At 73.1% G+C, this 21,324-nt stretch carries 18 protein-coding genes and 1 pseudogene; 12 read left to right on the forward strand and 7 right to left on the reverse strand.

The features are described from left to right. Window positions 1-31 precede the first annotated feature (31 nt). Window positions 32-1,507: an RICIN domain-containing protein gene (locus tag HD596_RS47280; RefSeq protein WP_185075860.1), complete on the reverse strand. Its 1,476-nt coding sequence runs from the start codon at window positions 1,505-1,507 to the stop codon at window positions 32-34. 374 nt (window positions 1,508-1,881) lie between these two features. On the opposite strand from HD596_RS47280, the gene HD596_RS47285 reads away from it, so the two are divergent. From HD596_RS47285 to HD596_RS47295, 3 genes are all read left to right on the forward strand, one after another. After that, window positions 1,882-5,721, forward strand: coding sequence for a Pls/PosA family non-ribosomal peptide synthetase (locus HD596_RS47285; protein ID WP_185075861.1), 3,840 nt, complete (start codon window positions 1,882-1,884; stop codon window positions 5,719-5,721). Continuing rightward, window positions 5,718-6,989 (forward strand): M1 family metallopeptidase, encoded by a 1,272-nt coding sequence (locus tag HD596_RS47290; protein WP_185079144.1) that lies wholly within the window; start codon window positions 5,718-5,720, stop codon window positions 6,987-6,989. Before HD596_RS47285 ends, HD596_RS47290 begins: the two co-directional genes overlap by 4 nt. 71 nt (window positions 6,990-7,060) lie before the next feature. Then, window positions 7,061-7,357: a DUF3817 domain-containing protein gene (locus HD596_RS47295; RefSeq protein ID WP_313046378.1), complete on the forward strand. Its 297-nt coding sequence runs from the start codon at window positions 7,061-7,063 to the stop codon at window positions 7,355-7,357. Window positions 7,358-7,371: 14 nt separating this feature from the next. Here HD596_RS47295 and HD596_RS47300 read toward each other — a convergent pair whose 3' ends face one another. Continuing rightward, the gene (locus HD596_RS47300) at window positions 7,372-9,168 is read right to left on the reverse strand and encodes a bifunctional copper resistance protein CopD/cytochrome c oxidase assembly protein (protein ID WP_185075862.1); all 1,797 of its coding nucleotides are present in this window, start codon (window positions 9,166-9,168) and stop codon (window positions 7,372-7,374) included. A gap of 157 nt (window positions 9,169-9,325) precedes the next feature. On the opposite strand from HD596_RS47300, the pseudogene HD596_RS66285 reads away from it, so the two are divergent. Together HD596_RS66285 and HD596_RS65975 are read left to right on the forward strand one after the other, a co-directional pair. Next, window positions 9,326-10,613: pseudogene (locus HD596_RS66285) on the forward strand (glycoside hydrolase family 84 protein); the annotation flags it as partial. A 6-nt stretch (window positions 10,614-10,619) separates the two neighbouring features. After that, window positions 10,620-11,141 carry a hypothetical protein gene (locus HD596_RS65975; protein WP_512699285.1) on the forward strand — a complete coding sequence of 174 codons (522 nt, stop codon included), beginning with the start codon at window positions 10,620-10,622 and terminating at the stop codon, window positions 11,139-11,141. 12 nt (window positions 11,142-11,153) lie between these two features. Here HD596_RS65975 and HD596_RS47310 read toward each other — a convergent pair whose 3' ends face one another. Then, window positions 11,154-11,363: a hypothetical protein gene (locus HD596_RS47310; RefSeq protein ID WP_185079476.1), complete on the reverse strand. Its 210-nt coding sequence runs from the start codon at window positions 11,361-11,363 to the stop codon at window positions 11,154-11,156. Between the two features lie 275 nt (window positions 11,364-11,638). Here HD596_RS47310 and HD596_RS47315 point away from each other — a divergent pair, with 275 nt between their 5' ends. Next, window positions 11,639-11,869: a hypothetical protein gene (locus HD596_RS47315; protein WP_185075863.1), complete on the forward strand. Its 231-nt coding sequence runs from the start codon at window positions 11,639-11,641 to the stop codon at window positions 11,867-11,869. On the opposite strand, the gene HD596_RS47320 is transcribed toward HD596_RS47315, so the two are convergent. Continuing rightward, window positions 11,850-12,506, reverse strand: a complete 657-nt coding sequence (locus tag HD596_RS47320; protein WP_185075864.1) for a glycosyltransferase family 2 protein — start codon at window positions 12,504-12,506, stop codon at window positions 11,850-11,852. The two genes, HD596_RS47315 and HD596_RS47320, sit on opposite strands and share 20 nt — an antisense overlap. Next, entirely contained in the window at window positions 12,503-13,483 is a 981-nt protein-coding gene (locus tag HD596_RS47325) for an NAD-dependent epimerase/dehydratase family protein (protein WP_185075865.1), read from the reverse strand. The genes HD596_RS47320 and HD596_RS47325 overlap by 4 nt, the downstream gene beginning before the upstream one ends. A gap of 144 nt (window positions 13,484-13,627) precedes the next feature. On the opposite strand from HD596_RS47325, the gene HD596_RS47330 reads away from it, so the two are divergent. The 4 genes from HD596_RS47330 to HD596_RS47345 all read left to right on the forward strand — a co-directional run bounded on the left by HD596_RS47330 (window position 13,628) and on the right by HD596_RS47345 (window position 17,037). Beyond that, entirely contained in the window at window positions 13,628-14,959 is a 1,332-nt protein-coding gene (locus tag HD596_RS47330) for a glycosyltransferase 87 family protein (RefSeq protein ID WP_185075866.1), read from the forward strand. 36 nt (window positions 14,960-14,995) lie between these two features. Next, window positions 14,996-15,466: a TIGR04282 family arsenosugar biosynthesis glycosyltransferase gene (locus HD596_RS47335; protein ID WP_185075867.1), complete on the forward strand. Its 471-nt coding sequence runs from the start codon at window positions 14,996-14,998 to the stop codon at window positions 15,464-15,466. Then, entirely contained in the window at window positions 15,463-16,074 is a 612-nt protein-coding gene (locus HD596_RS47340) for a class I SAM-dependent methyltransferase (protein ID WP_185075868.1), read from the forward strand. The genes HD596_RS47335 and HD596_RS47340 overlap by 4 nt, the downstream gene beginning before the upstream one ends. Window positions 16,075-16,344: 270 nt before the next feature. Continuing rightward, entirely contained in the window at window positions 16,345-17,037 is a 693-nt protein-coding gene (locus tag HD596_RS47345; protein ID WP_185075869.1) for a glycoside hydrolase family 12 protein, read from the forward strand. An 8-nt stretch (window positions 17,038-17,045) separates the two neighbouring features. On the opposite strand, the gene HD596_RS47350 is transcribed toward HD596_RS47345, so the two are convergent. After that, window positions 17,046-17,672, reverse strand: coding sequence for a TetR/AcrR family transcriptional regulator (locus HD596_RS47350; RefSeq protein ID WP_185075870.1), 627 nt, complete (start codon window positions 17,670-17,672; stop codon window positions 17,046-17,048). An 84-nt stretch (window positions 17,673-17,756) separates the two neighbouring features. Between HD596_RS47350 and HD596_RS47355 the strand changes: the two genes are divergently transcribed. Together HD596_RS47355 and HD596_RS47360 are read left to right on the forward strand one after the other, a co-directional pair. Continuing rightward, window positions 17,757-18,959, forward strand: a complete 1,203-nt coding sequence (locus tag HD596_RS47355; protein WP_185075871.1) for a cytochrome P450 — start codon at window positions 17,757-17,759, stop codon at window positions 18,957-18,959. A gap of 72 nt (window positions 18,960-19,031) precedes the next feature. Next, a complete protein-coding gene (locus HD596_RS47360) occupies window positions 19,032-19,931 on the forward strand; it encodes a CHRD domain-containing protein (protein WP_185075872.1) in 900 nt (299 codons plus the stop codon). A gap of 82 nt (window positions 19,932-20,013) precedes the next feature. Here the strand turns inward: HD596_RS47360 and HD596_RS47365 are convergent, their stop codons facing one another. Continuing rightward, a complete protein-coding gene (locus HD596_RS47365) occupies window positions 20,014-21,309 on the reverse strand; it encodes a hemolysin family protein (RefSeq protein ID WP_185075873.1) in 1,296 nt (431 codons plus the stop codon). Window positions 21,310-21,324 lie beyond the last annotated feature (15 nt).

Consider the following 21,324-nt stretch of genomic DNA (forward strand, 5'->3'; position numbering starts at 1 on the left):
GGCCGGCTCTGGGGCCGGCCCGGGATGTCGATCACAGGCCGATGTTGGCCTGCGGGCCCGCATACGTGCGGAGGAGCGCCGGGACCTGCGCCGCGGGGTCCAGCGTGTAGGAGTAGAAGGAGGACGGCGTGAAGGCGGAGCCGCCGGTCTCCCGCTGGCCCGTCGAGTTGACCACGATGCTGCCGCTCTGGCGGAGCTCGGCGGCGTCGTCCCTGTAGTAGGGGTCCTTGACGTTGTCGTAGTAGCTGTTCTCGATCACCATCTTGGTGGCGCCGCGCGAGTAGTTGCCGTAGCCGGTGATGTTCTGCAGGTAGTTGTTGTACAGGTGGGCGTAGGCGACGTTGTCGGTGCTGGGGTTGCGCTGGTTGTTGTCGTGGATCCAGTTGTGGTGGATCGTCATCCGCGACGTGACGTTGTCGGTCCAGCCGATGCCGAACGCCTTGTTGTTCTCCGACAGGACGTTCCAGGACACGGTGAGGTAGCTGGTGTCCTTGCGGCTGTCGATCAGCCCGTCGTTCATCCGGGTGATCGTGTTGTGGTCGATCCAGATGTGGTGGGCGGTGTCCATCTGGATGCCGTCGTAGTCGTACAGCTTGTCGTCGGGGTCGTCGTCGGCCATCCGGGTGTCGCGGATGGTCAGGTTCCGGATGATGACGTTGCTGACGCCGGAGCCGAGGAAGAAGCCGCCGTTGACGATGTGGCCCCTGGTGCCGACGCCGACGATGGTCTTGTTGGAGGCGACCTTGATCTCGGTGCCGTACGGCGTGACGGTGATGGCGCCGTTGACCTTGATGACGTACGGCTCGGCGGCGGTGGCGTACCTCACCAGGTCGGCGTAGGTGGTGACGGTCACCGTGGCGCCGGCCGCGCCTCCGGTGGTGGTCGCCAGGCCGCTGCCGCTGGTGGCGGCGAACCCGTCGGCGTTGTTGGACCAGACCCGGTCACCGGATGAGGGCGAGTTGACGGACCACTGCATGCGGGCGACGTCGGAGCAGGTCTCCTGGACGATGGGGTTGTTACCGGCCGTGGAGCCGTCCTTGTTGCTCACGCACAGGCCGGTCGCCACGCTCTTCACCAGGTACTTGCCGGACGCGGCCGACGAGGGCGTGAAGGTCCACTGCTGGTTGCTCTTGCTGCCGTCGCCGCAACCCCACTGCTGCAACTGCGTACCGGAGACGGTCGAAGCCCCGGGCACGTCAACGCACCGGCCGCTGCCGCCGTTGACCAGATTGAACGCACTCCCCCGCGCCACCGCCCTGAACTGCTGATCGGCCGCCGAGGGGACGCAGGCGGTCTGGACGAGCAGGGCGCCGTTGTCCGCCGAAGCGCCCGTCACCTCCACGCACTTGCCGCTCGCCCCCGACGCCAGCGTGTAGAGGCCGCCGTCGGCCGGGGCCGCCTGCGCCGGTCCCGCCGACGCCACCAGCGCGGTGGCGGTGACCAGGACGGCGGCCGCGGGGACGCCGATCGATCGGGTGCGGCCTTTGATGGTTGTGAGCAGATTCATTGATCGCATCCTCGAAGGTCGAGAGGAATCTCCGCGTCGGACGAATCAGCGCGCTGCATGCAATCGCCGCCCTCCGCGTCAGTGCGCCGAGGTTACGACCACGTTTCCGATTACGTCAATCCATGAAACAAACAGGCGACCGCTGGTGGAGCCCTCGTTTTCAGAGCCGCTGACGGCCGGTCAGCCCGCCCTTACGGCGTTCTCCGCTGGTCATTGCATTTCCCGGGACGAAGGGCGGCGGGCCGCCATCCGAAAAATTTCGAGGATTCGCCGGCGCGCCGATCTGAAACTTTCCCCGGCCGCCCGGCGGCCCCGCCGGCGACGCTGTGCGCGTACTCTGGCATGTCACCCGTCGTCCATCCAGGGAGCACCGCTTGCGCAGCAATCCGGCAGATTTACGCCTGAGGGCCACGACCGCGGTCTACCCCGCGGGCGTCTTGGCACCGCCGCCCCGTACCCTCATCGACGTCCTCGACGAGACCGCGCGCCGCCACCCGCACGCGCCGGCGATCGACGACGGCACCGTGGTCCTCGACTACCGTTCGCTCCGCACCGAGGTGGACCGGCTGGTCGCCGGCCTCGCCGAGGCCGGGATCGGCCGCGGCTCCCGCGTCGGCGTGCGCCTCGCCTCGGGGACCGCCGAGCTGTACGTGTCCATCCTGGCCGTGCTCGCCGCCGGAGCCGCCTACGTGCCCGTCGACGCCGACGACCCGGCCGAGCGCGCCGAGACCGTCTTCGCCGAGGCCGGCGTGGACGCGATCGTCTCCGGGGAGCTCACGGTGACCGGAACCCCGGGCCGGGCGCCCGCGCCGCCGGAGCCCGGCGACGACGCGTGGATCATCTTCACCTCCGGCTCGACCGGCAAGCCGAAGGGCGTCGCGGTGACGCACCGGTCCGCCGCCGCGTTCGTGGACGCCGAAGCGGGGCTGTTCCTGCAGGAGCGGCCGCTCGGCCCCGGCGACCGGGTGCTGGCCGGGCTCTCGGTGGCCTTCGACGCCTCCTGCGAGGAGATGTGGCTGGCCTGGCGGAACGGCGCCTGCCTCGTGCCCGCGCCCAGAGCCCTGGTGCGCACCGGGATGGACCTGGGCCCGTGGCTGGCCGCCCACGGGATCACGGCCGTCTCGACCGTGCCCACGCTGGCCGCGCTCTGGCCGGCCGAGCACCTCGACGGCATCCGGCTGCTCATCTTCGGCGGCGAGGCCTGCCCGCCCGAGCTGGCCGAGCGGCTGGCCGTACCGGGGCGCGAGGTGTGGAACACCTACGGCCCCACCGAGGCCACCGTGGTGGCCACGGCGGCGCGGCTCACCGGCGACGGCCCGGTCCGCATCGGCCTGCCCCTCGACGGGTGGGACCTCGCGGTCGTGGACGGCTCGGGCGAACCGGTGTCCATGGGCGAGACCGGCGAGCTGGTGATCGGCGGCGTCGGCCTGGCCCGCTACCTGGACCCGGCCAAGGACGCCGAGAAGTACGCGCCGCTGCCCTCGCTGGGCTGGCAGCGCGCCTACCGCAGCGGCGACCTCGTACGCGCCGAATCCGACGGGCTCGTCTTCGCCGGCCGGGCCGACGACCAGGTGAAGCTGGGCGGCCGCCGGATCGAGCTGGGCGAGGTGGACGCCGCGCTGCAGGCGCTGCCCGGGGTCGCGGGCGCGGCCGCCGCCGTCCGCACCGCCGGGGGCGGCCACCAGGTGCTCGTCGGCTACCTCGTCACCGAGCCCGGCTTCGACCTCGTACAGGCGCGCGAGCGGCTCGCCGACACGCTGCCCGCGGCCCTGGTGCCGCGCCTGGCGCCGGTCGACTCGCTGCCCACCAAGACCTCCGGGAAGATCGACCGGGCCGCGCTGCCGTGGCCGCTGGCCGAGCCGGCCGCCACGCAGGTCGCGCTGAGCCCGGCCGAGGCGCGGCTGGCCGGGCACTGGACCGCCGTCCTCGGCGTGCCGCCGAGCGGCCCCGACGCCGACTTCTTCACCGACGGCGGCACCAGCCTGGCCGCGGCCCGGCTGGTGTCGGTGCTGCGCGCCGACCATCCCGACGTGGCCGTGGGCGACGTGTACGCCCAGCCGACGCTCGGCGGGCTGGCCCGGCTGCTGTCCGGCAGGGGCGAGGCCGAGCCGGAGCGGCCGCCGGTGACCCCGATGCCCAGGCGGTCCGCGCTGGCCGAGTCGGCGCTCATGGTCGTGCTGCTGAGCGCCGGCGCGGCGCGCTGGATCGTGCTGCTCGCCGCGCTCGGCAACCTGCTCGCGCCCGCGTGGGCGCCGGCGTTGTCGTGGTGGTGGGTGGCGCTGGGCGCGCTGCTGTTCGTCACCCCCGCGGGGCGGATGGGCCTGTCCGCGGCCGTGGCCCGGCTGGTGCTGCGCGGCGTGCGGCCCGGCGCCTATCCGCGCGGCGGCGGCGTGCACCTGCGGGTGTGGTTCGCCGAGCGGTTCGCGGAGCGGCTCGGCGTGCCCGACCTGGCCGGGGCCCCGTACATGGCGTGGTACGCCCGGCTGCTCGGCGCCCAGGTGGGCGCCGACGCCGACCTGCACTCGCCGCCGCCCGTCACGGGGCTGCTCAAGCTCGGCAGGGGGGCCTCGGTCGAGCAGGAGGTCGATCTCAGCGGCTACTGGTACGACGGCGACCTGCTGCGCGTCGGCGAGATCCGGATCGGCGCGGGCGCGACCGTCGGCTCCCGCTCGACGCTGCTGCCCGGCACCAGGATCGGGAAGAACGCCCAGATCGCTCCCGGTTCGGCGGTCGCCGGCACCGTGCCCGCGGGCCGGCACTGGGCCGGCGCGCCGGCGTTCCGGCAGGGCAAGTCCCGCCGGTCGCGCCCGGTGGAGCGGCCCGCCCGCTCCCGGTTCTGGGCCGCCGTGTACGGGGTGAGCGCCATGGTGCTCAGCCTCCTCCCCGCCGTCGCGGCCGCGGCCGGGCTCGCGGTCCTGGCCGCGTTCGCCGGCGACGCGCGCACGATCGGCGCGGCCCTGGCCGCCGCCCTGCCGGGGGTGCCGGCCGCGACCCTCGCGGGCATGGCGGCCTTCGCCCTGGTCACGCTGGTCAGCGTGCGGCTGCTCGGGCTGGGCCTGCACGCGGGCCGCCATCCGGTGCACAGCCGCCAGGCGTGGCAGGCGTGGGCGACCGGACGGCTGATGGCCTCGGCGCGGGTCTGGCTGTTCCCCCTGTACGCCAGCGTCCTGACGCCCGTGTGGCTGCGGGCGCTCGGCATGAAGGTGGGCCGCGGCGTCGAGCTGTCCACGGTGCTCGCGCTGCCCACGATGACGTCCGTCGGCGACGGCGCGTTCCTGGCCGACGACACGATGGTGGCCCCGTACGAGCTGGACGGCGGGTGGATGCGCATCGCCTCCGCGCGGATCGGCAAGCGCGCCTTCCTCGGCAACTCGGGGATGACCGCGCCCGGTCGCAAGGTGCCCAAGGACGGGCTGGTCGGCGTGCTGTCGGCGACGCCGAAGAAGGCCAGGTCCGGCTCGTCGTACGTGGGCATGCCGCCCATGGAGCTGCGCCGCACCGCCGAGGACGCCGACCGCAGCCGCACCTACGACCCGCCCGCCCGGTACAAGCTGGCCAGGGCGCTGGTCGAGGCGTTCCGCGTGGTGCCCGCGATGTGCGCGGTCGCGCTCGCCGTCCTGGTGGCCGCCGCCTTCGAGTGGATCGCGGCGAGCTACGGCTTCGCCGTGACGCTCGCGCTGGGCGGCGTGGTGCTGCTGGTCGCGGGCGTGGCCGCCGCCCTGGTCGCGACGGCCGCCAAATGGGTGCTGGTCGGCCGGATCCGGGCGGGCAGCCGGCCGCTGTGGAGCTCGTTCGTCTGGCGTAACGAGCTGGCGGACAACTTCGTGGAGGTGCTGGCGGCGCCGTGGTTCGCGCAGCCGTGGCTGGGGACCGCGCCGCTGAACGTGTGGCTGCGTTCGCTGGGGGCGCGGATCGGGCATGGGGTCACATGTGACACGTACTGGCTGCCGGAGGCGGATCTGGTGACCTTGGGTGATGGCGCCTGCGTCAACCGGGGCTGCGTCCTGCAGACCCACCTGTTCCACGACCGGGTCATGAACATGGACACCGTCACCCTCGACGCGGGCGCGACGCTGGGTCCGCACGGCGTGGTGCTGCCCGCCGCGCGGGTGGGCGCCGACGCCACGATCGGGCCGGCCTCGCTCGTCATGCGGGGGGAGTCGGTGCCCGGCCGTACGCGCTGGTTCGGCAACCCCATCTCGGCGTGGCGATGACACCGTACTTCCCCGGGCACGGCGACCACCGCTACATGGTGTCGCACTATGACCTGGCGCTGAAGTACCGGCTGGCGAACAACCGGATCGACGGCACGGCCCTGCTGACGGTGACGGCCGCCGAACCCCTCAGCATGCTCGACCTGGACCTCGGCCGGTTCCGGGTCGAAGGCGTCACCGTGGACGGCATTCCCGCCCGCCACGTGCACGGCCAGGGCAAGCTGCGGGTGACGCTGCCCTGGTCGCTGGCCGCGGGCGCCGTCGCCGGGGTCGAGGTCCGCTACTCGGGCAGGCCGGTGCCGGTGCCGAGCCCGTGGGGCGGGCTGGGCTGGGAGGAGCTGTCCGACGGCGCGCTGGTCGCCGGGCAGCCCATCGGCGCGCCGTCCTGGTTCCCGTGCAACGACCGGCCCGGGGACAAGGCGACGTACCGGATCTCCGTGACGACCGCGTCGCCGTACCACGTCATCGCGAACGGGGTGCTCACCGACCAGCGCCGCTCGGGCGGGAACACGACCTGGGTCTACGACCAGCCCGAGCCCATGGCGAGCTACCTGGCCAGCGTGCAGATCGGGCGCTACCGGGTCGCGGAGGTCGCGGGCACCCGGGTGGCCCACCCGGTGCGCCTGGCCACCCGCGTCCGGCACGACTTCGGACGGCAGGGCGAGATGATGGCGGTGTTCACCGACCGGTTCGGCCCCTATCCGTTCAGCGGCTACGTCGTCGTCGTGGCCGACGACGACCTGGACATCCCGGTCGAGGCGCAGGGCATGTCGATCTTCGGCAGGAACCACGTGGACGGGCGGCGCGGGTCCGAGCGGCTGGTCGCGCACGAGCTGGCGCACCAGTGGTTCGGCAACAGCCTCACGTTGTCCCGCTGGAGCGACATCTGGCTGCAGGAGGGGTTCGCCACCTACGCCGAATGGCTCTGGTCGGAGGCCTCGGGCGGGCAGCCCGCCGCCGCCCACGCCCGGCGCTGGCACCAGCGCCTCACCGCCCTCCCGCAGGACTTCGTGCTGAGCGACCCCGGGGTGGGCACGCTGTTCGACGACCGCGTGTACAAGCGGGGGGCGCTGACCGTGCACGCGCTGCGCCGGACGCTGGGCGACGAGGTCTTCTTCCCCATGCTGCGCGACTGGACGGCGGGGCGCCGGCACGCGAACGTCACCACCGAGGACTTCGCCGCGCACGTCCGGCGGCACACCAGCGAGCCGGTGGGGCCGCTGCTGTCGGCCTGGCTCCACGACAAGCCGCTGCCCCCGCTCCCCTGACGGGCACCGGTGATCGGGAAGTGCTCTACAACCTGTAGAGTAAGCCCGACAATCGGACGAAAGGGTGGATTGTGCTGCGCTGGTTTCGACTCGTGGCGGTGGCCGAGGCGTGCTCGTGGGCGGGGCTGCTGGTCGGGATGTTCTTCAAGTACGTGACCGAGACCGGCGAGCTCGGCGTGAAGGTGTTCGGGCCGATCCACGGCGCGCTGTTCGTGCTGTACGCGGCCGCTGTGGTGCTCTCGGCGCGGGAGGCGGGCTGGAGCCGGGGCGCCGTGGTGCTGGGCCTGGTGTGCGCGGTGCCGCCGTTCACCTCGGTGTGGTTCGAACGGCGGATGGCGGCACGCACGGCGGCCGGGCAGCCCGCCTGACCCGGCGCCGCGGGTCACGGGGTGTGCCGCGCCAGCCGTACGGCCAGGAGGGCGAGCGGGAGCAGCGGGACGAGCAGGTGGACGGCCCCGGCCAGCCGCTGGTCGGCGAAGAGGTCCGGCGCGTCGTCGGGGCCCACCAGGTAGAACCAGTCGGCCGCGACCGGCGGGCCGAGCAGCAGGAACGCCCCCACGGCGAGCTGCACCAGCAGCACGCCGCCCAGCAGCCCGGCGCGCAGCGGCCGGGAGACGGGGCCCGGCATCGGGTCCACGCCCGCCAGCACCCGGAAGACCAGCAGCCCGCCGCCCAGGAACAGGGCCATGGTGAACAGGTGGGCGGCGTGGCCGGCCAGCGACCAGACCAGCCAGCCGGTGCGGTACAGCAGCGGAAACGCCACCATGTACGCCGCCGGGAGAACGGCGAGGAAGGCCGGCCCGCCCTTCCGGAGCCGGGCGCCGAGGTCGCCGTACTGGGAGGACTCCGTGGTGGCCCGGGCGGCGAGCGTGAGCGGGGCGCCGAGGCAGAGCAGGAGCGGAGCCACGACGGCCACCACGACGTGCTGCAGGGCCTGGACCGACAGCATCGCCCGCGCGTAACCGCCGATCCCGGAGAGCAGGACCAGCGCCAGGAGCGCCAGACCGGTGTACCAGGCGAGCGTGCGGCCGAGCGGCCAGTCCCCCACCCGGCGCACGCCGACCAGGTATCCGACGGCGGGCAAGGCCAGGCAGAGCAGGATCAGCGAGTCCGGGCGGAGCTCGGTGAGCAGCGCGCCGGGCGTGAAGGGCGGCAGGTCGTACTCCAGCAGGCGCTCGTGCGCCTCGACGGCGCCCGGGGGCGGGGGCGGCGGCGGGGTGCGGGACAGGCCGACGGCCAGGCCCATGGCCGCCATCATCACGATCAGCTCGCCCGCCGCCAGCCGGACGAAGAGGTGGCGCGCGCTCCGGTCGGCGACGTGCGCGACCGTACGGTCCCGGTGGGTCCGGCCGAACAGGCCGAGCAGCACGAGCGCGGCGGTCTTGGCCAGCAGGAACTGCCCGTACTCGGTCCGCCAGAGGTCGGACACCGCGCTCAGCCGCACCCACGCCCCCACCGCCCCGGAGACGGCCACGGCCGCGAAACAGCACAAGGCGATCGTGCTGAACCGGGACAGCACGACCCGCAGGTCGCCGGCGCGGCGGAAGTGGACGAGCACGGCGCCCAGCCCGCCGACCCACAACGACACCGCGATCAGGTGAACCGTCAGCGCGGAGACCGCGACGTCGTGGTCTGCGGCCGAGGCGGCGTGCCCGACGTAGGCGGGGGGCAGCAGCCCGAACGCGGCGACCGCGAGCGCGATCCATCCGGGCAGGCGCGGCAGCCGGGTGGCCAGGACGACCATGGTGATCGCGCCCAGCACCGGCAGCACGACCCGCGCCTGCGGGATGGTCAGGCCGTAGCGCAGCAGGCCGGGATCGGCGATCAGGTCCGTGACGGGCAGCGGCAGCACGTACGACATGGTCAGCGGGTAGCTCAGGGCGGCGGTGACCGCCCACCCCAGCGCCCACCACCGGGCCGCCCGCAGGCAGGCCGCCTTCTCCGGCGAGCCGGCCGGCGCGAGGACGACGGCGGCCAGCAACGTTCCCAGGGTGGCCGCCGCGCACAGGTCGTAGCAGAGCTTGACCAGCGGCAGGGCCCACTCGGTGACCGGGCCGGCGGTGGGCAGTCCGGCGATCACCGGCTCCGCCCCGGCGCCCCCGAACCACAGCGCCGCCACCAGCACCACGACGCCGGCCGCCACCACCGAACCGGCATAGAGCCGCGTCGCTGCCCTCATATTCATCGGATACGCGGAGAGAAGCGGGCCGGTTCATTGGCAGGGTTTGCCGGAAATGTTCAGCATTGCAACTCTTGACAGTAAAGATCCCGATATTAGGCTGATGATCAGATTTCCGGTCTAGACCGCGCAGAGAAAGGCGCGCCCCCGACCTCTCATGGGTATAGACCAGTGGAGACTTTTCGTGAGAAGACGCAAGATCACCCCTGCGGCGTGCCTCGCGCTGGCCGCGACCCTGTGTGCGGGGGCGCTCCTGCCCGTTCCCCCCGCCCATGCCGCTCCCGTCCCGCCGTTACCCCCGGTGTCGCCCACCCCGCAGTCGCTGACCGGCGCCGGCGCCGCCGCCGTCGTCACCGGCCGGGTGCTCGTGGTCGCCGACGCGCAGACCGACCCCGCCGCCCGCGACCGCCTCGTACGGGAGCTCAGGGCGCACGGCGCCGGCCGGGTGGACACGGTCGCCCCCGACAGGATCCCCGCGAGCACGTCCGGCCTGCTCAAGGTCCGCCTCGGTCCCGCGGCCCGCCCGGACATCGCGCAGGCGCTCGGCGGCACGGCCGTGCCCGGCCAGGCCGAGGGATACGCGTTGCGGGTCTCAGGCGGCACTACCCGCCAGATCGCGCTCGGCGGCAAGGACGCCGCGGGCCAGTTCTACGCCGTGCAGACGCTGCGCCAGCTGTTCGTCCCGTCCGGCGGCGGCTGGAAGGTGGCGGGGGTCCAGGTCAGCGACTTCCCGTCCATGCCGCTGCGCGGCACCATCGAAGGCTTCTACGGCGCGCCGTGGACCCACGCCGAACGCCTCGACCAGATGGACTTCTACGGCGACGTCAAGGCCAACACCTACATCTACGCCCCCAAGGACGACCCCTACCACCGCGACAAGTGGCGCGACCCCTACCCGGCGGACAAGCTCGCCGAGCTGGGCGAGCTGGTGGCCCGGGCCGGCGCGAACCACGTCCGCTTCACCTTCGCGCTCTCCCCGGGCGTGTCGATCTGCTACTCCGACCGCGCCGACCGCGACGTCCTCAAGCGGAAGCTGCCACGAAGGCGCCCAGCCGCTGCAGATGGTGCCCACCGAGTACGGCGACCTGACCGACACCACGTACAAGCAGACCATGCGGGCCTCCCTCGATCCCGCGGTCGAGGTGATGTGGACCGGCACCGACACCGTGCCGCCGGAGATCACCAACGCGCAGGCCGAGAAGGCGGCGCAGCTGTTCGGGCGCAAGGTCTTCGTCTGGGACAACTACCCGGTCAACGACTACGGCAACACCAGCGGCCGGCTGCTGCTGGCGCCCTACGACAAGCGCGAGGGCGGCCTGGCCGCGCACCTGTCCGGCATCGTGGCCAACCCGATGAACCAGCCGTACGCGAGCAAGGTCGCGGTCTTCGGCGCCGCGGACTTCACCTGGAACGACAGGGCGTACGACGCGAGGAGGAGCTGGCCGCGCGCGATGTCCTATCTGGCCGGCGGCGACCAGGCGGCCACCGCGGCCCTGCTGGTCTTCGGCGACCTGGAGCACCTGGCTCCGACCTTCGGCAGCGCGCCCTGGCAGGCCCAGGCGCCCGAGCTCGCCGCGCGGGTGGCCGCGTTCTGGCAGGCGTGGGACGCCGGGCGGCGCGCCCAGGCGATCGCCGCGCTGCGGCCGTACGCGAAGGCCATCGCCACGGCGCCGGCCACCATCCGCGGCGGTGCGGTGCAGAAGGGCTTCACCGATGACGCCGCGTCCTGGCTGGACACCACCGAGCTGTGGGGCAGGGCGACGGTGGATCTGCTCGACGCGCTCCAGGCCCGGGAGGCCGGGGACGAGGCCAAGGCGGCCGCGTTGCTCGCCGAGTCGCGTGACCTGCAGCGGCAGGCCCGCGCCATCCGGGTCAGCCCGCCGCGCAACCGCTGGGGCGCGGCCCAGCCCCAGGTCGGCGACGGGGTGCTCGACGTCTTCCTGGCCGCGGCCGACGCCCGGCTCCAGCGGTGAGCGGGCGGCGGGTCAGCCGAACTCCTCGACGTACTCCTCCGGCGGGCCCAGCTCGGGGCGGTCGCGCAGCTCCAGGGTCGCGCCGAGCCGTTCCAGCTCGAGGACCGTCACGGTGTTGCGGCCCGCGCGGAGGAGCGGCGCCGGGCAGTACAGGGTGACCCGCCCGGCCCCGGGACCGGCGCCTGGGTGACGTTCGCCAGCCGCTCCGACGGCGTCGGGCACGACCGGTCCGTGACCGGCTTCGGCAGCGTCACGACCTCCCGGCTCCGGGTGTCGCTCACCGGGAAGGTGCCGAGCGAGGTCTGCACCCCGACGATGACCGAGATCGCCGTCTACCGCGCCGCCTGGCAGCGCGGGCGGGTGGATGCCACGGCGTCCACCCGCCCGCCCCGACATAGGCCCACAAACCCGGATATCTTGCCTGACCTGCAACAACACTCCGAACAACCACCGACAACCGAGCATCAAACCCGGCAGACCACAACACCGGGAGCACCATGAGAACTGGAACGAGAGCAGCCCTCGCCGTCATCACCGGCGCCCTCACCACCACCGCCACGTTCCTCGTCACCGCCGCCCTGAGCCCCGTCCCGACCCCCGCCCGGCCCACCCTCCAGCCGCCCCGGCCTCACTGCGCCGCCGGCCACGGCACCTGGCACCCCACCAAGCGGACGTGCCGCCGCGACCCCGCCGGCCGGGCCCGCCGGCTCAGCCCAGTTCAGCCATGACCCGGCGCATGTCGGCGACGGCCCGCAGGGTGCCGCGCACGGTCCCGGTCACTTTGGACCGTCCGGCCCTGGGCAGGTAGTCCACGTCCACCTCGGCGATCCGCCAACCGGCCGCGGCGGCCCGCAGGACCATCTCCAGCGGGTAGCCGAACCGGCGGTCCGTCAGCCCCAGCTCCAGGAGCCGGCTACGCGCGGCCGCCCGCATCGGCCCGAGGTCGTGCAGCCTCACCCCGGTGCGGCGGCGCAGGGTGCGGGCGAGGGCGGCGTTCCCGAGCCGGGCGTGCCAGGGCCAGACGCCCGCGGTGCGCGGCCGGCGGGCGCCGAGGACCAGGTCGGCGTCACCGCCGAGGACGGGCGCGGCCACGCCGGGAAGGCGGCGGGGGTCGAGCGAGGCGTCGGCGTCCATGAAGCAGACGACGTCGGCGGTCGAGGCCAGCAGCCCGGCGTGGCAGGCGGCCCCGAAGCCGCGCCGGGGTTCGTGGACGACGTGGGCGCCGAGTTCGCGGGCGAGCTCGGCCGAGCGGTCGGTGGAGCCGTTGTCGACCACGACAGGGCGGTAACCGTCCGGCATGCGCCCGAGCACCCAGCCGAGCGCGGCCTCCTCGTTCAGGCAGGGCAGGATCACATCGACCGTCATGACCAGGCGAACTCCTTCATACCGTCCTCGAAGCCGATCTCGGCGCGGAAGCCGAGATCGAGCCCGGCCCGTTCGGGGGAGGCGACGATGTGGCGGACGTCGCCCAGCCGGTAGCCGCCGGTGATCCGCGGCTGCGGCCCGCCCCGCGCGGCGGCCAGCGCGACCGCCATCTCGCCCACGGTGTGCGGGGTGCCGCTGGCGATGTTGTAGGCCGCCAGCTCCCCGGGACGCGCGGGCGTGCGGACGGCGGCCAGGTTCGCGCGGGCGACGTCACGCACGTGCACGAAGTCGCGGAGCTGGCCGCCGTCCTCGAACACCTTCGGCGGCCGCCCGGCCTCCAGCTCGGAACGGAAGATCGCGGCCACTCCGGCGTAGGGGGTGTCGCGGGGCATGCGCGGCCCGTAGACGTTGTGGTACCTGAGCGCCACGGCACTCCCGCCGGTCTCCCTGGCCCAGTTGGCGGCCAGGTGCTCCTGCGCGAGCTTGCTGGTGGCGTACGCGTTGCGCGGATCGGGCGAGGCGTCCTCCCCGACGGCGGCCCAGCGCACCGCCCGGCCGCACCGGGGGCAGAGCGGGTCGAACCGGCCCTGCTCCAGGTCCCGTACGGCACGCGGCCCCGGCCGGACCCGCCCGTGCTCGGCGCACTCGTAGCGGCCCTCGCCGTAGATCACCATCGAGGAGGCGAGCACCAGCCGGCCGACGCCGTGCCGTGCCATCGCCGCCAGCAGCACGGCCGTGCCGTACACGTTGACCGAGGCGTAGTCCGGCAGGTCGGAGACGTCCACGCCCAGGCCGACCTTGGCCGCCTGGTGCGCCACGAGGTCCACGCCCGGCAGCAGCCGGTCCAGCGCCGCGGCGTCGCGCACGTCGGCGCCGGCCCGCAGGTCGAGGCCCACGACCTCGTGTCCCGCGCCCTCCAGGGCCTGGGCCACGTGGCCGCCGATGAAGCCGGCCGAGCCGGTCAGCAGCACTCTCACCCGGCCGACGCTAACGCGCCCCCGTGATCGCGGTGAAGCCACGTTCGCACTCCGTAAGAACCTCGTCCGGCGAGTTCTTACGAAGCCCGTACGGCCGGAGCCGGAGCCGCCGCGAGCCCGGTTCCGGATGCGACGCTGCCGGGTGTGAGCCGTCAGACGCTGTTCCTGGGCGGGGTGCTCCTGGCACTGGCCGCCGTCCTGATCGAGATCGTGACCGGGCCGCCCGCGCTGGGCTGGTACCTGCTGGCCTGGGCGCTGTTCGCCACGGCCCTGTGGCGGGCCCGGCGGGTGCCCGACAGGCAGCTGACCGCCCTGGTGGTGGCGGGCGGCGTCGCGCTGGCCGCGATCGGGCTGGCGGCGCCGCCGAGCAGCAGCACCGACTCCTTCCGGTACGCCTGGGACGGCCGCGTGCAGGCGGCGGGCATCTCCCCCTACGACCACCCGCCGGCCGATCCCGCGCTCGCCCCGCTGCGCGACGGCTGGCTGTTCCCCTCCGAATGCGGGGCCCCGCAGCTCTGGCCGCTCCCCGGCGGCGGCTGCACCCGGATCAACCGCCCCACGGTGCCCACCATCTACCCGCCGGTCGCGCAGGGCTACTTCCTCCTGGTCGACTGGCTCTCGCCGGAGGGCGCCAGGCACAAGGTCCTCCAGCTCGGCGGCTGGGTGATGGCCGTCCTGGCGCTCCTCGCGCTGTGCCGCCAGGCGGGTGTGCGGACGGCGGCGTACTGGGCGTGGTGCCCGGCCGTGCCGGTCGAGGCCGTGAACAACGCGCACGTGGACATGCTGGGCGTGCTGCTGGTCGTCCTCGCCTTCTGCACCGTACGCGCTCGCGGCGCGCTGCTGGGCGCGGCGGTGGCGGCCAAGCTGCTCCCCGCGACGGCGCTGCCCGGCGCGTTGTCAGGACTGCTGGCGAACGGGGTGGCCTGGCCACGCCTCCTTCGGGTCGCCGTGCCCGCCGTGCTCGTCGCGGGCCTGACGTACCTGCCGTACGTACTGGCCACGCAGGGTCCGGTGGTGGGCTTTCTGCCGGGCTACCTCCAGGAGGAGCGATACGAGGCACCCGCAGGCGGCAACCGGTACCTGGTGCTGCGGCTGGTGATGCCCGACTCGTGGGCTCCCTACGCCGCGATCCTGCTCCTCGCCCTGGTCGCCCTCCAGGTGCTGCGCCGCGGGGACCCGGAACGGCCCTGGCGCGGGGCGCTGGTGGTCACCGGCTCGCTCCTGCTGCTGCTCACCCCGGGCTACTCCTGGTACGCCCTCCTGGTCGTCGCGCTGGCCGCCATGGACGGCCGGTGGGAGTGGCTGGGCGTGGCCCTGGCCGGCGCGGTGGCCTACGTCGCCGGCCCGACGGCGCACCCCGGCCCGGCGACGGCCTGCTACGCCGCGGCCACGCTGGCCGTGCTGGCCGGCTGGGCCGTACGCCGGTCCCGCGTCCCTCGCCGCCCTGGTCGGGCGGCGGCTGTCAGCAACTCGTAAGGATTGAGCATGTCACGCCGCCCTACTGTCGATCACATGGCCCAGATCATGATCATCGCCAAGGAGCCGGTGGCCGGGAGGGTCAAGACCCGGCTGACCCCGCCGTACAGCCCTGAGCAGGCCGCCCGCCTCGCCGGGGCCGCTTTCCACGACAGTCTCCTCGCCGTCTCGGGAACGCCCGCCACCCAGCGGGTGCTCGCCCTGGACGGGCTGCCGGGCAGCTGGCTGCCCCCGGGATTCGTGGTGATCCCGCAGCGCGGCCCGGCCGCGGACGGCGGCTTCTGGCTGCTCGGCCTGCGCGAGCCGGACGCCTCGCTGCTGCTGGGGGTGCCGATGTCACACCCGGAGACCGGCAAGCTCCAGCTCGACCGGCTCGATCGGGCCGGGCTGTCCGTCCAGGTGCTGCCCGAGCTGATCGACGTCGACACCCCGGCGGACGCCGCCGAGGTGGCCGCGCAGGCACCCGATTCCCGCTTCGCCGCCGTACTGCGGGAGACGGGCCGATGATGGGGCAGATCTACGCCGACGCGCTCGCCGGGGCGGCCGCCGAGATCGAGTACGTGGACGGCACCCGCGTCGTGCTGGAGGCCGCGCGCTGGTTCGAGCCGATCGAGGGCGACGAGTCCCTCCTGCGCAGGTGCACCGGGCCGACCCTGGACATCGGCTCGGGTCCGGGCCGGCTGACCGTCGCGCTGAACCGCCGCGGCGTGCGGGCGCTGGGCATCGACATCACGCCGCGCGCCGTCGCCCACACCCGCAGAGCGGGCGGCTTCGCCCTGCTCCGGGACGTGTTCGACGAGGTCCCGGGCAGCGGCCGGTGGGCGACGGCGCTGCTCGCCGACGGCAACATCGGCATCGGCGGCAACCCCGAGCTGCTGCTGCGCCGGGTGCGGCAGCTGGTCCGGCCGGGTGGCACGGTGCTGGTCGAGGTCGCATCGCCGGAGGTCAGGAGCCGCGTCGACCGGGTACGGCTGCACCGCGGCCCGCTCGCCGGCGAATGGTTCGGGTGGGCGGCCGTGTCGGTGACCGACATCCGCCGGGTGGCCCGTGCCGGCGGGTTCCCGGCCGTGGAGTGCTGGACGGCTCACGGCCGCTGGCTGGCCTGCCTGAGCTAGGCGGGCCGGCGGTCATCGGCCTTCACCTGGTGGTGGCCGTCGGGGCGGATCAGGACCGCGCCGACGGCTCGCCACTCCGCGGGCGCGTCGTCCCCGAGCGCCCCTCTTACGTGGTCGCGCCCAGGTCGCGGGCGTGGGGGGTGAACGCGGCGAGAGGCCACCGCGCTGCCGCCCCCGCGAAAGTTTCACCCGGGGTTGACTGAAGGAGTCAGAAGCTTTTTAGTTTGGATGGCAGCCAAACTAAGCACAGGCAGGCAGAAGGGATCCAGCATGCGCAAGATCATGCGTTCCGCCGTCCCCGTTTGCGTACTGGCGACGGTCGCCGTCCTCTTCGCCCCGCCCGCCCTGGCCGCCACCTGGTCCTCCACCGACCGGTGGGGCACCTGGTCCAACGGCGGCTACACGCTCTACAACAACATCTGGGGCAACGGCGCCGGCCCGCAGACCATCTGGGCCAACTCCTACAGCAACTGGGGCGTGTGGGCCAACCACCCCAACACCGGCGGGGTGAAGTCGTACCCCAACGCCACCAAGTACGTCGGCAAGCGCATCAGCGCCCTCGGCAGCGCCACCAGCAGCTTCAACGTCACCGTGCCCAACGGCGGCTCGTACGCGACGGCGTACGACATCTGGGACTCGGCCAACGCGTACGAGATCATGCTCTGGATGAACAAGCACGGCGCCGTCGGCCCGCTCGGCACCCGCCAGACCGGCGCCACGGTGGGCGGCCACAGCTGGGACGTCTACCGCGGCAGCAACGGCGCCAACCAGGTCTTCTCGTTCGTCAGGACCGGCAACACCAACTCCGGCGCCGTGGACATCAAGGCGGTCCTCAACTGGCTGCGTACCAACGGCTGGATGGGTGACGTGACGCTCGGCAACGTGCAGTTCGGCTACGAGATCACCTCCTCCAGCGGCGGGATGGACTTCGTCACCAACAGCTTCTCCGTGTCCGCCGGCTGACCGTCCCCCTACGCCTCGGCGTGGTCGTCCCCGCGGTAGACGGCCATCAGCAGCGGGCGGGTCAGGGCGGCCATCTCGGCGGGTGAGCGCGGGCAGCCGTGCTGGAGCCAGTCGGTGGCGACGCCGATGAGCGCGCCCGCCGTGAACGCGGCGGGCACGTCATGCGGCGTCTGCGCCGTGTAGTCGGTCGGGGTGTCGTCCCCGGTGGCCGCGCGGCGCGCGCCGACATAGGCCGCGACGGTGGCGTGGCGGCGCACGTGGTTGATGACGCGCGCGCTGCCCTGGGGCCCGAGCACGCTGCGGTAGAGGCCGGCGTGCTCGTCGAGGTGGGTGAAGAAGGTCAGCAGCGTGTCGGGGGCAGTGTCCGGGACGTCCCGGACACCGGGGTCGGGGATGGCCTCGATCAGGTCGTCGATCATCGTGGTGCACGCCGCCTCGGCGAGCTCGTGCACGTCACGGTAGTGGTCGTAGAACGTGGAGCGGCTCACCCCGGCGCGTTCGGCGACGTCGGCGACGCTGATCCGGGACAGGTCGCCGTCCTGGACGAGGTCGATCAGCGTGCGTTGCAGGGCCGCCTGGGTGCGGCGCACCCGCGGGTCGCTCAGGTCGCTCTTTCTGTCTCTGGTGAGGGCCACGCCTCAGTGTACTGTGGCCTACATCTGTAGGTTAGCCTACAGATGTAGGGAAGTTTGGGAATGGCACGCTGATTGGGGACGACCGTGACCGCTGACTCCGCTGAGACGCTCCAGCTCACCCGCACCTGCCCGTACGCACCGCCCGAGCAGCACCTTCGCCTGCTGCGCGAGCAGCCGGTCACCGAAGTGAGGCTGCCGAGCGGTTCGAACGCCTGGGTCGCCGCCCGCTATGAGGACATCCGTACGATCCTGAGCGACCCGCGTTTCAGCGCCGACCGCCGCCATCCCAACGCCCCCAGGCTGAGCGGCGAGATGGCGCCCGGCGAGTCGCCGCTGCCCAAGATGATGCTGGAGATGGACCCGCCCGAGCACGGTCCGGCGCGACGCGCCGTGGTCGGGGAGTTCACACTCAGGCGCATCGCGGCCCTGCGGCCGCGCATCCAGCAGATCGTGGACGAGCACCTCGACGCCATGCTGGACGGCCCCCGCCCGGTCGACCTGGTGCGGGCGTTCGCCCTGCCGGTGCCCTCGCTGGTGATCTGCGAGCTGCTCGGCGTGCCGTACGAGGAGCACGACTTCTTCCAGACGCACTCCGCCCAGTTGCTCAACCGCGCCGCCACGCCGCAGGAGCGCCAGCACGCCGCCTTCGAGCTGGTCGTGTACCTGGACAAGCTGATCAGGGCCAAGGAGGAGGACCCGACCGACGACCTGCTCGGCCGCCAGGTGGTCAAGCAGCGCGAGAGCGGCGAGGTGGACCACGGCGCGCTGCTCAGCCTGGCGTTCCTGCTGCTCCTCGCCGGGCACGAGACCACGGCCAACATGATCTCGCTGGGCACGTACATGCTGCTGCGGCACCCCGAGACGCTCGCCGCGCTGCGCGCGGACCCGAGCAAGACGCCGGGCGCGGTCGAGGAGCTGCTGCGGCACTTCACCATCGCCGAGTTCGCGATCGCGCGGGTCGCCACCGAGGACGTGGAGCTCGGCGGGACGGTCATCCCGGCGGGGGCGGGCGTGCTCACGCTGGCCAACGCCGGCAACCGCGATCCGGAGGTGTTCGCGGACCCCGAGGCGTTCGACATCGAGCGCGACGCCCGCAGCCACCTGGCGTTCGGTTACGGCCCGCACCAGTGCCTGGGCCAGAACCTCGCCCGCGTGGAACTGGAGATCGTCTTCGACTCGCTGTTCAGGCGGATCCCCGGCCTGCGGCTGGCCGTGCCCGCCGAGGAGCTCTCGTTCAAGGACGAGGCCAGCGTCTACGGGATGCACGAGTTGCCCGTCACCTGGTGACGCGTTGAACCAAGTTCATGAATCGGCCCGTACCTCCCAGGAGTAAGCAATCACCTAACCAAGGGCCGATTCATGAACAAGCGCACCCTCGTTCTTCCTGGCCTGGCCGTCACCACCGCACTGGTCGCCGCTCCCGTGCCACCGGCCGCCGCGCAGACCAGCACTCCCGTCTACCTCGCCGCCAGCCTGGCCGGCAAGAACGAAGTGCCCGCACCCGGCACGAAGGTCGGCGATGACGACGGCAGTGCCCTCGCGGTCTTCCGCATCCACGGCAACCGCGTCGACTACGCCGTCCGCTGGAGCAACGTCAACGCCCCCAGCGGCTTCCACATCCACAAGGGCGACGCCGGCCAGAACGGCGAGGTCAAGATCCCCTTCATCACCACCGCCCTGCCGGCGCAGCTCCACGCCGTCAAAGGCACCGTCATCGTCAAGGACCTCAACCTCCTCGGCCGCATCCTCAACAACCCCATGGGCTGGTACGCCAACCTCCACAACGCCGACTTCGCCGGCGGCGCCGTACGGGCCCAGCTCCACCGCATCCGGCCCGTCGCCCTGGAGAGCGTCCTGGCCTATGGCTTCGGCCGCACCCTGACCACCCGCGCCGACGGCAAGCAGGAGATCCCCGCCCCCGGCACCAAGGTCGGCGACAGCGACGGCCGCGCAGCGTGGCTCGTCCAGCCCGAAGGCGACCGCGTCTGGTTCGCCGCCACCTGGAAGCACGTCGCCACGCCCACCGCCGCCCACGTCCACCGCGCCCCGAAGGGCAAGAACGGCCCCGTCGTCGTCCCCTTCTTCGAGGCCAAGGACGGCCTGCCGCCCAGCGTCAACGGCCTCGCCGGCAGCTCCAAGACCGACACCGCCACCGCCCGCCGGATCTGGAAGAACCCCAAGAACTGGTACGCCAACCTGCACAACGCCAAGTTCCCCGGCGGCGCGGTCCGCGGCCAGCTCTACCGGGGCGACTGGTAGCGGGCCCTCCTCGGCCCAGCGCGGGCGCGCTGGGCCGAGAGGCCGGTCCATCCAGGCACCCGCGGGCTCGTCCCCGCCCGGCCTACGCGTCCTGTTCCGCGGCGTCGGGTACGGGGACCGGATGCAGGCGGACCTGCGTGATCGCGTGGCGTTCGACGCCGAGGACCTCGATGCGCCAGCCGGCCACGGTCACCGACTCGCCCGGCGCGGTCGGCACCCGTCCGAGCTCGGCCAGGACCAGCCCCGCGACGGTGGTGTAATCGCCCTCCGGCTGCCCCTCCAGGTGCACGTCCACGTCCGGCAGGTCGTGCACCGGGAAGCCGCCGGGCATCGTCAGCGTCCCGTCGGCGCCGCGCTGGACGGTCTCCAGGTCGCTGTCGGTCTCGTCGTAGATCTCGCCGACCACCTCTTCGAGGAGGTCCTCCAGGGTGACGATGCCGTCCACGGCGCCGCGCTCGTCGACGACGAGGGCGAACTGCTGGCGTTCGGCCTTGAAGCGGCGCAGCGCGTCGGAGACGTGCACGCTTTCGGGAAGGACCAGGGCGGGCCGGGCGACGTCCGCGGCGACCTCGGCGTCCTGGGTGAGCAGGTCGCGCAGGTTGGCGATGCCGAGGGTGTCGTCCAGGTCGCGCCCGCGGACAACGGGCGCACGGGAGTGCCCGGAGGCCGCCAGTTCGGCCGCGGCCTGCCGGAGCGGGGTGCCGGCCTCGATCGTGAACACCTGGCGCGGCGGCACCAGGACCTCGCGCAGCACCCGCTCGGTGATCTCGACGGCTCCCGAGATGATCAGCCGCTGCTCCGGGGTGAAGCCGCGATGGGCGCTGACCAGATCGCGGATCTCCTCCGGGCTCATCTCCTCCCGGTGCAGGTTGGGGTCCCCGCCCATCGCCCGGACCGCCAGGTCGGTGGACTTGCCCAGGGCCCAGATGACCGGCCGCGACATGCTCCCCAGCACGCTCAGCGGCCGGGCGACCAGCAGCGCCCAGGTCTCCGCGCGCTGCATCGCCACCCGCTTGGGCGCCAGCTCGCCGAACACCAGGGTGAGGAACGTCAGCACCAGGGTGACGAGGATGATCGCCACCGGTCCGGCCGCGCCGCCGAGGAAGGACAGCACCGGCACCAGGGGCTCGGACAGGGTCACCGCCGCGGTGGCCGAGGCGAGGAACCCGGCCAGGGTGATGCCGATCTGGATGGTCGCCAGGAACTGGTTCGGGTCGCGGGCCAGCTTGGCCAGCGTCCGTCCTCCGCTGCTGTGCTGCTCCAGGCGGCGCAGCTGGCCCTCCCGCAGGGAGACCAGCGCGAGCTCGCTTCCCGCGAACACCGCATTGATCACGATGAGGACCGCGACCAGGGCGAGTTGCACCCAATAACCATCCACGAAAGGGGTTCCTCC

Origin of the sequence: Nonomuraea jabiensis, from assembly GCF_014204795.1 — a bacterium.
In the GTDB taxonomy this organism is placed as follows: domain Bacteria; phylum Actinomycetota; class Actinomycetes; order Streptosporangiales; family Streptosporangiaceae; genus Nonomuraea; species Nonomuraea jabiensis.

What these genes read in the sequence shown, in the direction of transcription:
- HD596_RS47345 (WP_185075869.1), top strand. Translation starts at nt 16,345, where the DNA reads ATGCGCAAGATCATGCGTTCCGCCGTCCCCGTTTGCGTACTGGCGACG.
- HD596_RS47315 (WP_185075863.1), top strand. Translation starts at nt 11,639, where the DNA reads ATGAGAACTGGAACGAGAGCAGCCCTCGCCGTCATCACCGGCGCCCTC.
- HD596_RS47320 (WP_185075864.1), bottom strand. Translation starts at nt 12,506, where the DNA reads ATGACGGTCGATGTGATCCTGCCCTGCCTGAACGAGGAGGCCGCGCTC.
- HD596_RS47300 (WP_185075862.1), bottom strand. Translation starts at nt 9,168, where the DNA reads ATGAGGGCAGCGACGCGGCTCTATGCCGGTTCGGTGGTGGCGGCCGGC.
- HD596_RS47335 (WP_185075867.1), top strand. Translation starts at nt 14,996, where the DNA reads ATGGCCCAGATCATGATCATCGCCAAGGAGCCGGTGGCCGGGAGGGTC.
- HD596_RS47340 (WP_185075868.1), top strand. Translation starts at nt 15,463, where the DNA reads ATGATGGGGCAGATCTACGCCGACGCGCTCGCCGGGGCGGCCGCCGAG.
- HD596_RS47360 (WP_185075872.1), top strand. Translation starts at nt 19,032, where the DNA reads ATGAACAAGCGCACCCTCGTTCTTCCTGGCCTGGCCGTCACCACCGCA.
- HD596_RS65975 (WP_512699285.1), top strand. Translation starts at nt 10,620, where the DNA reads ATGTCCTATCTGGCCGGCGGCGACCAGGCGGCCACCGCGGCCCTGCTG.
- HD596_RS47280 (WP_185075860.1), bottom strand. Translation starts at nt 1,507, where the DNA reads ATGAATCTGCTCACAACCATCAAAGGCCGCACCCGATCGATCGGCGTC.
- HD596_RS47290 (WP_185079144.1), top strand. Translation starts at nt 5,718, where the DNA reads ATGACACCGTACTTCCCCGGGCACGGCGACCACCGCTACATGGTGTCG.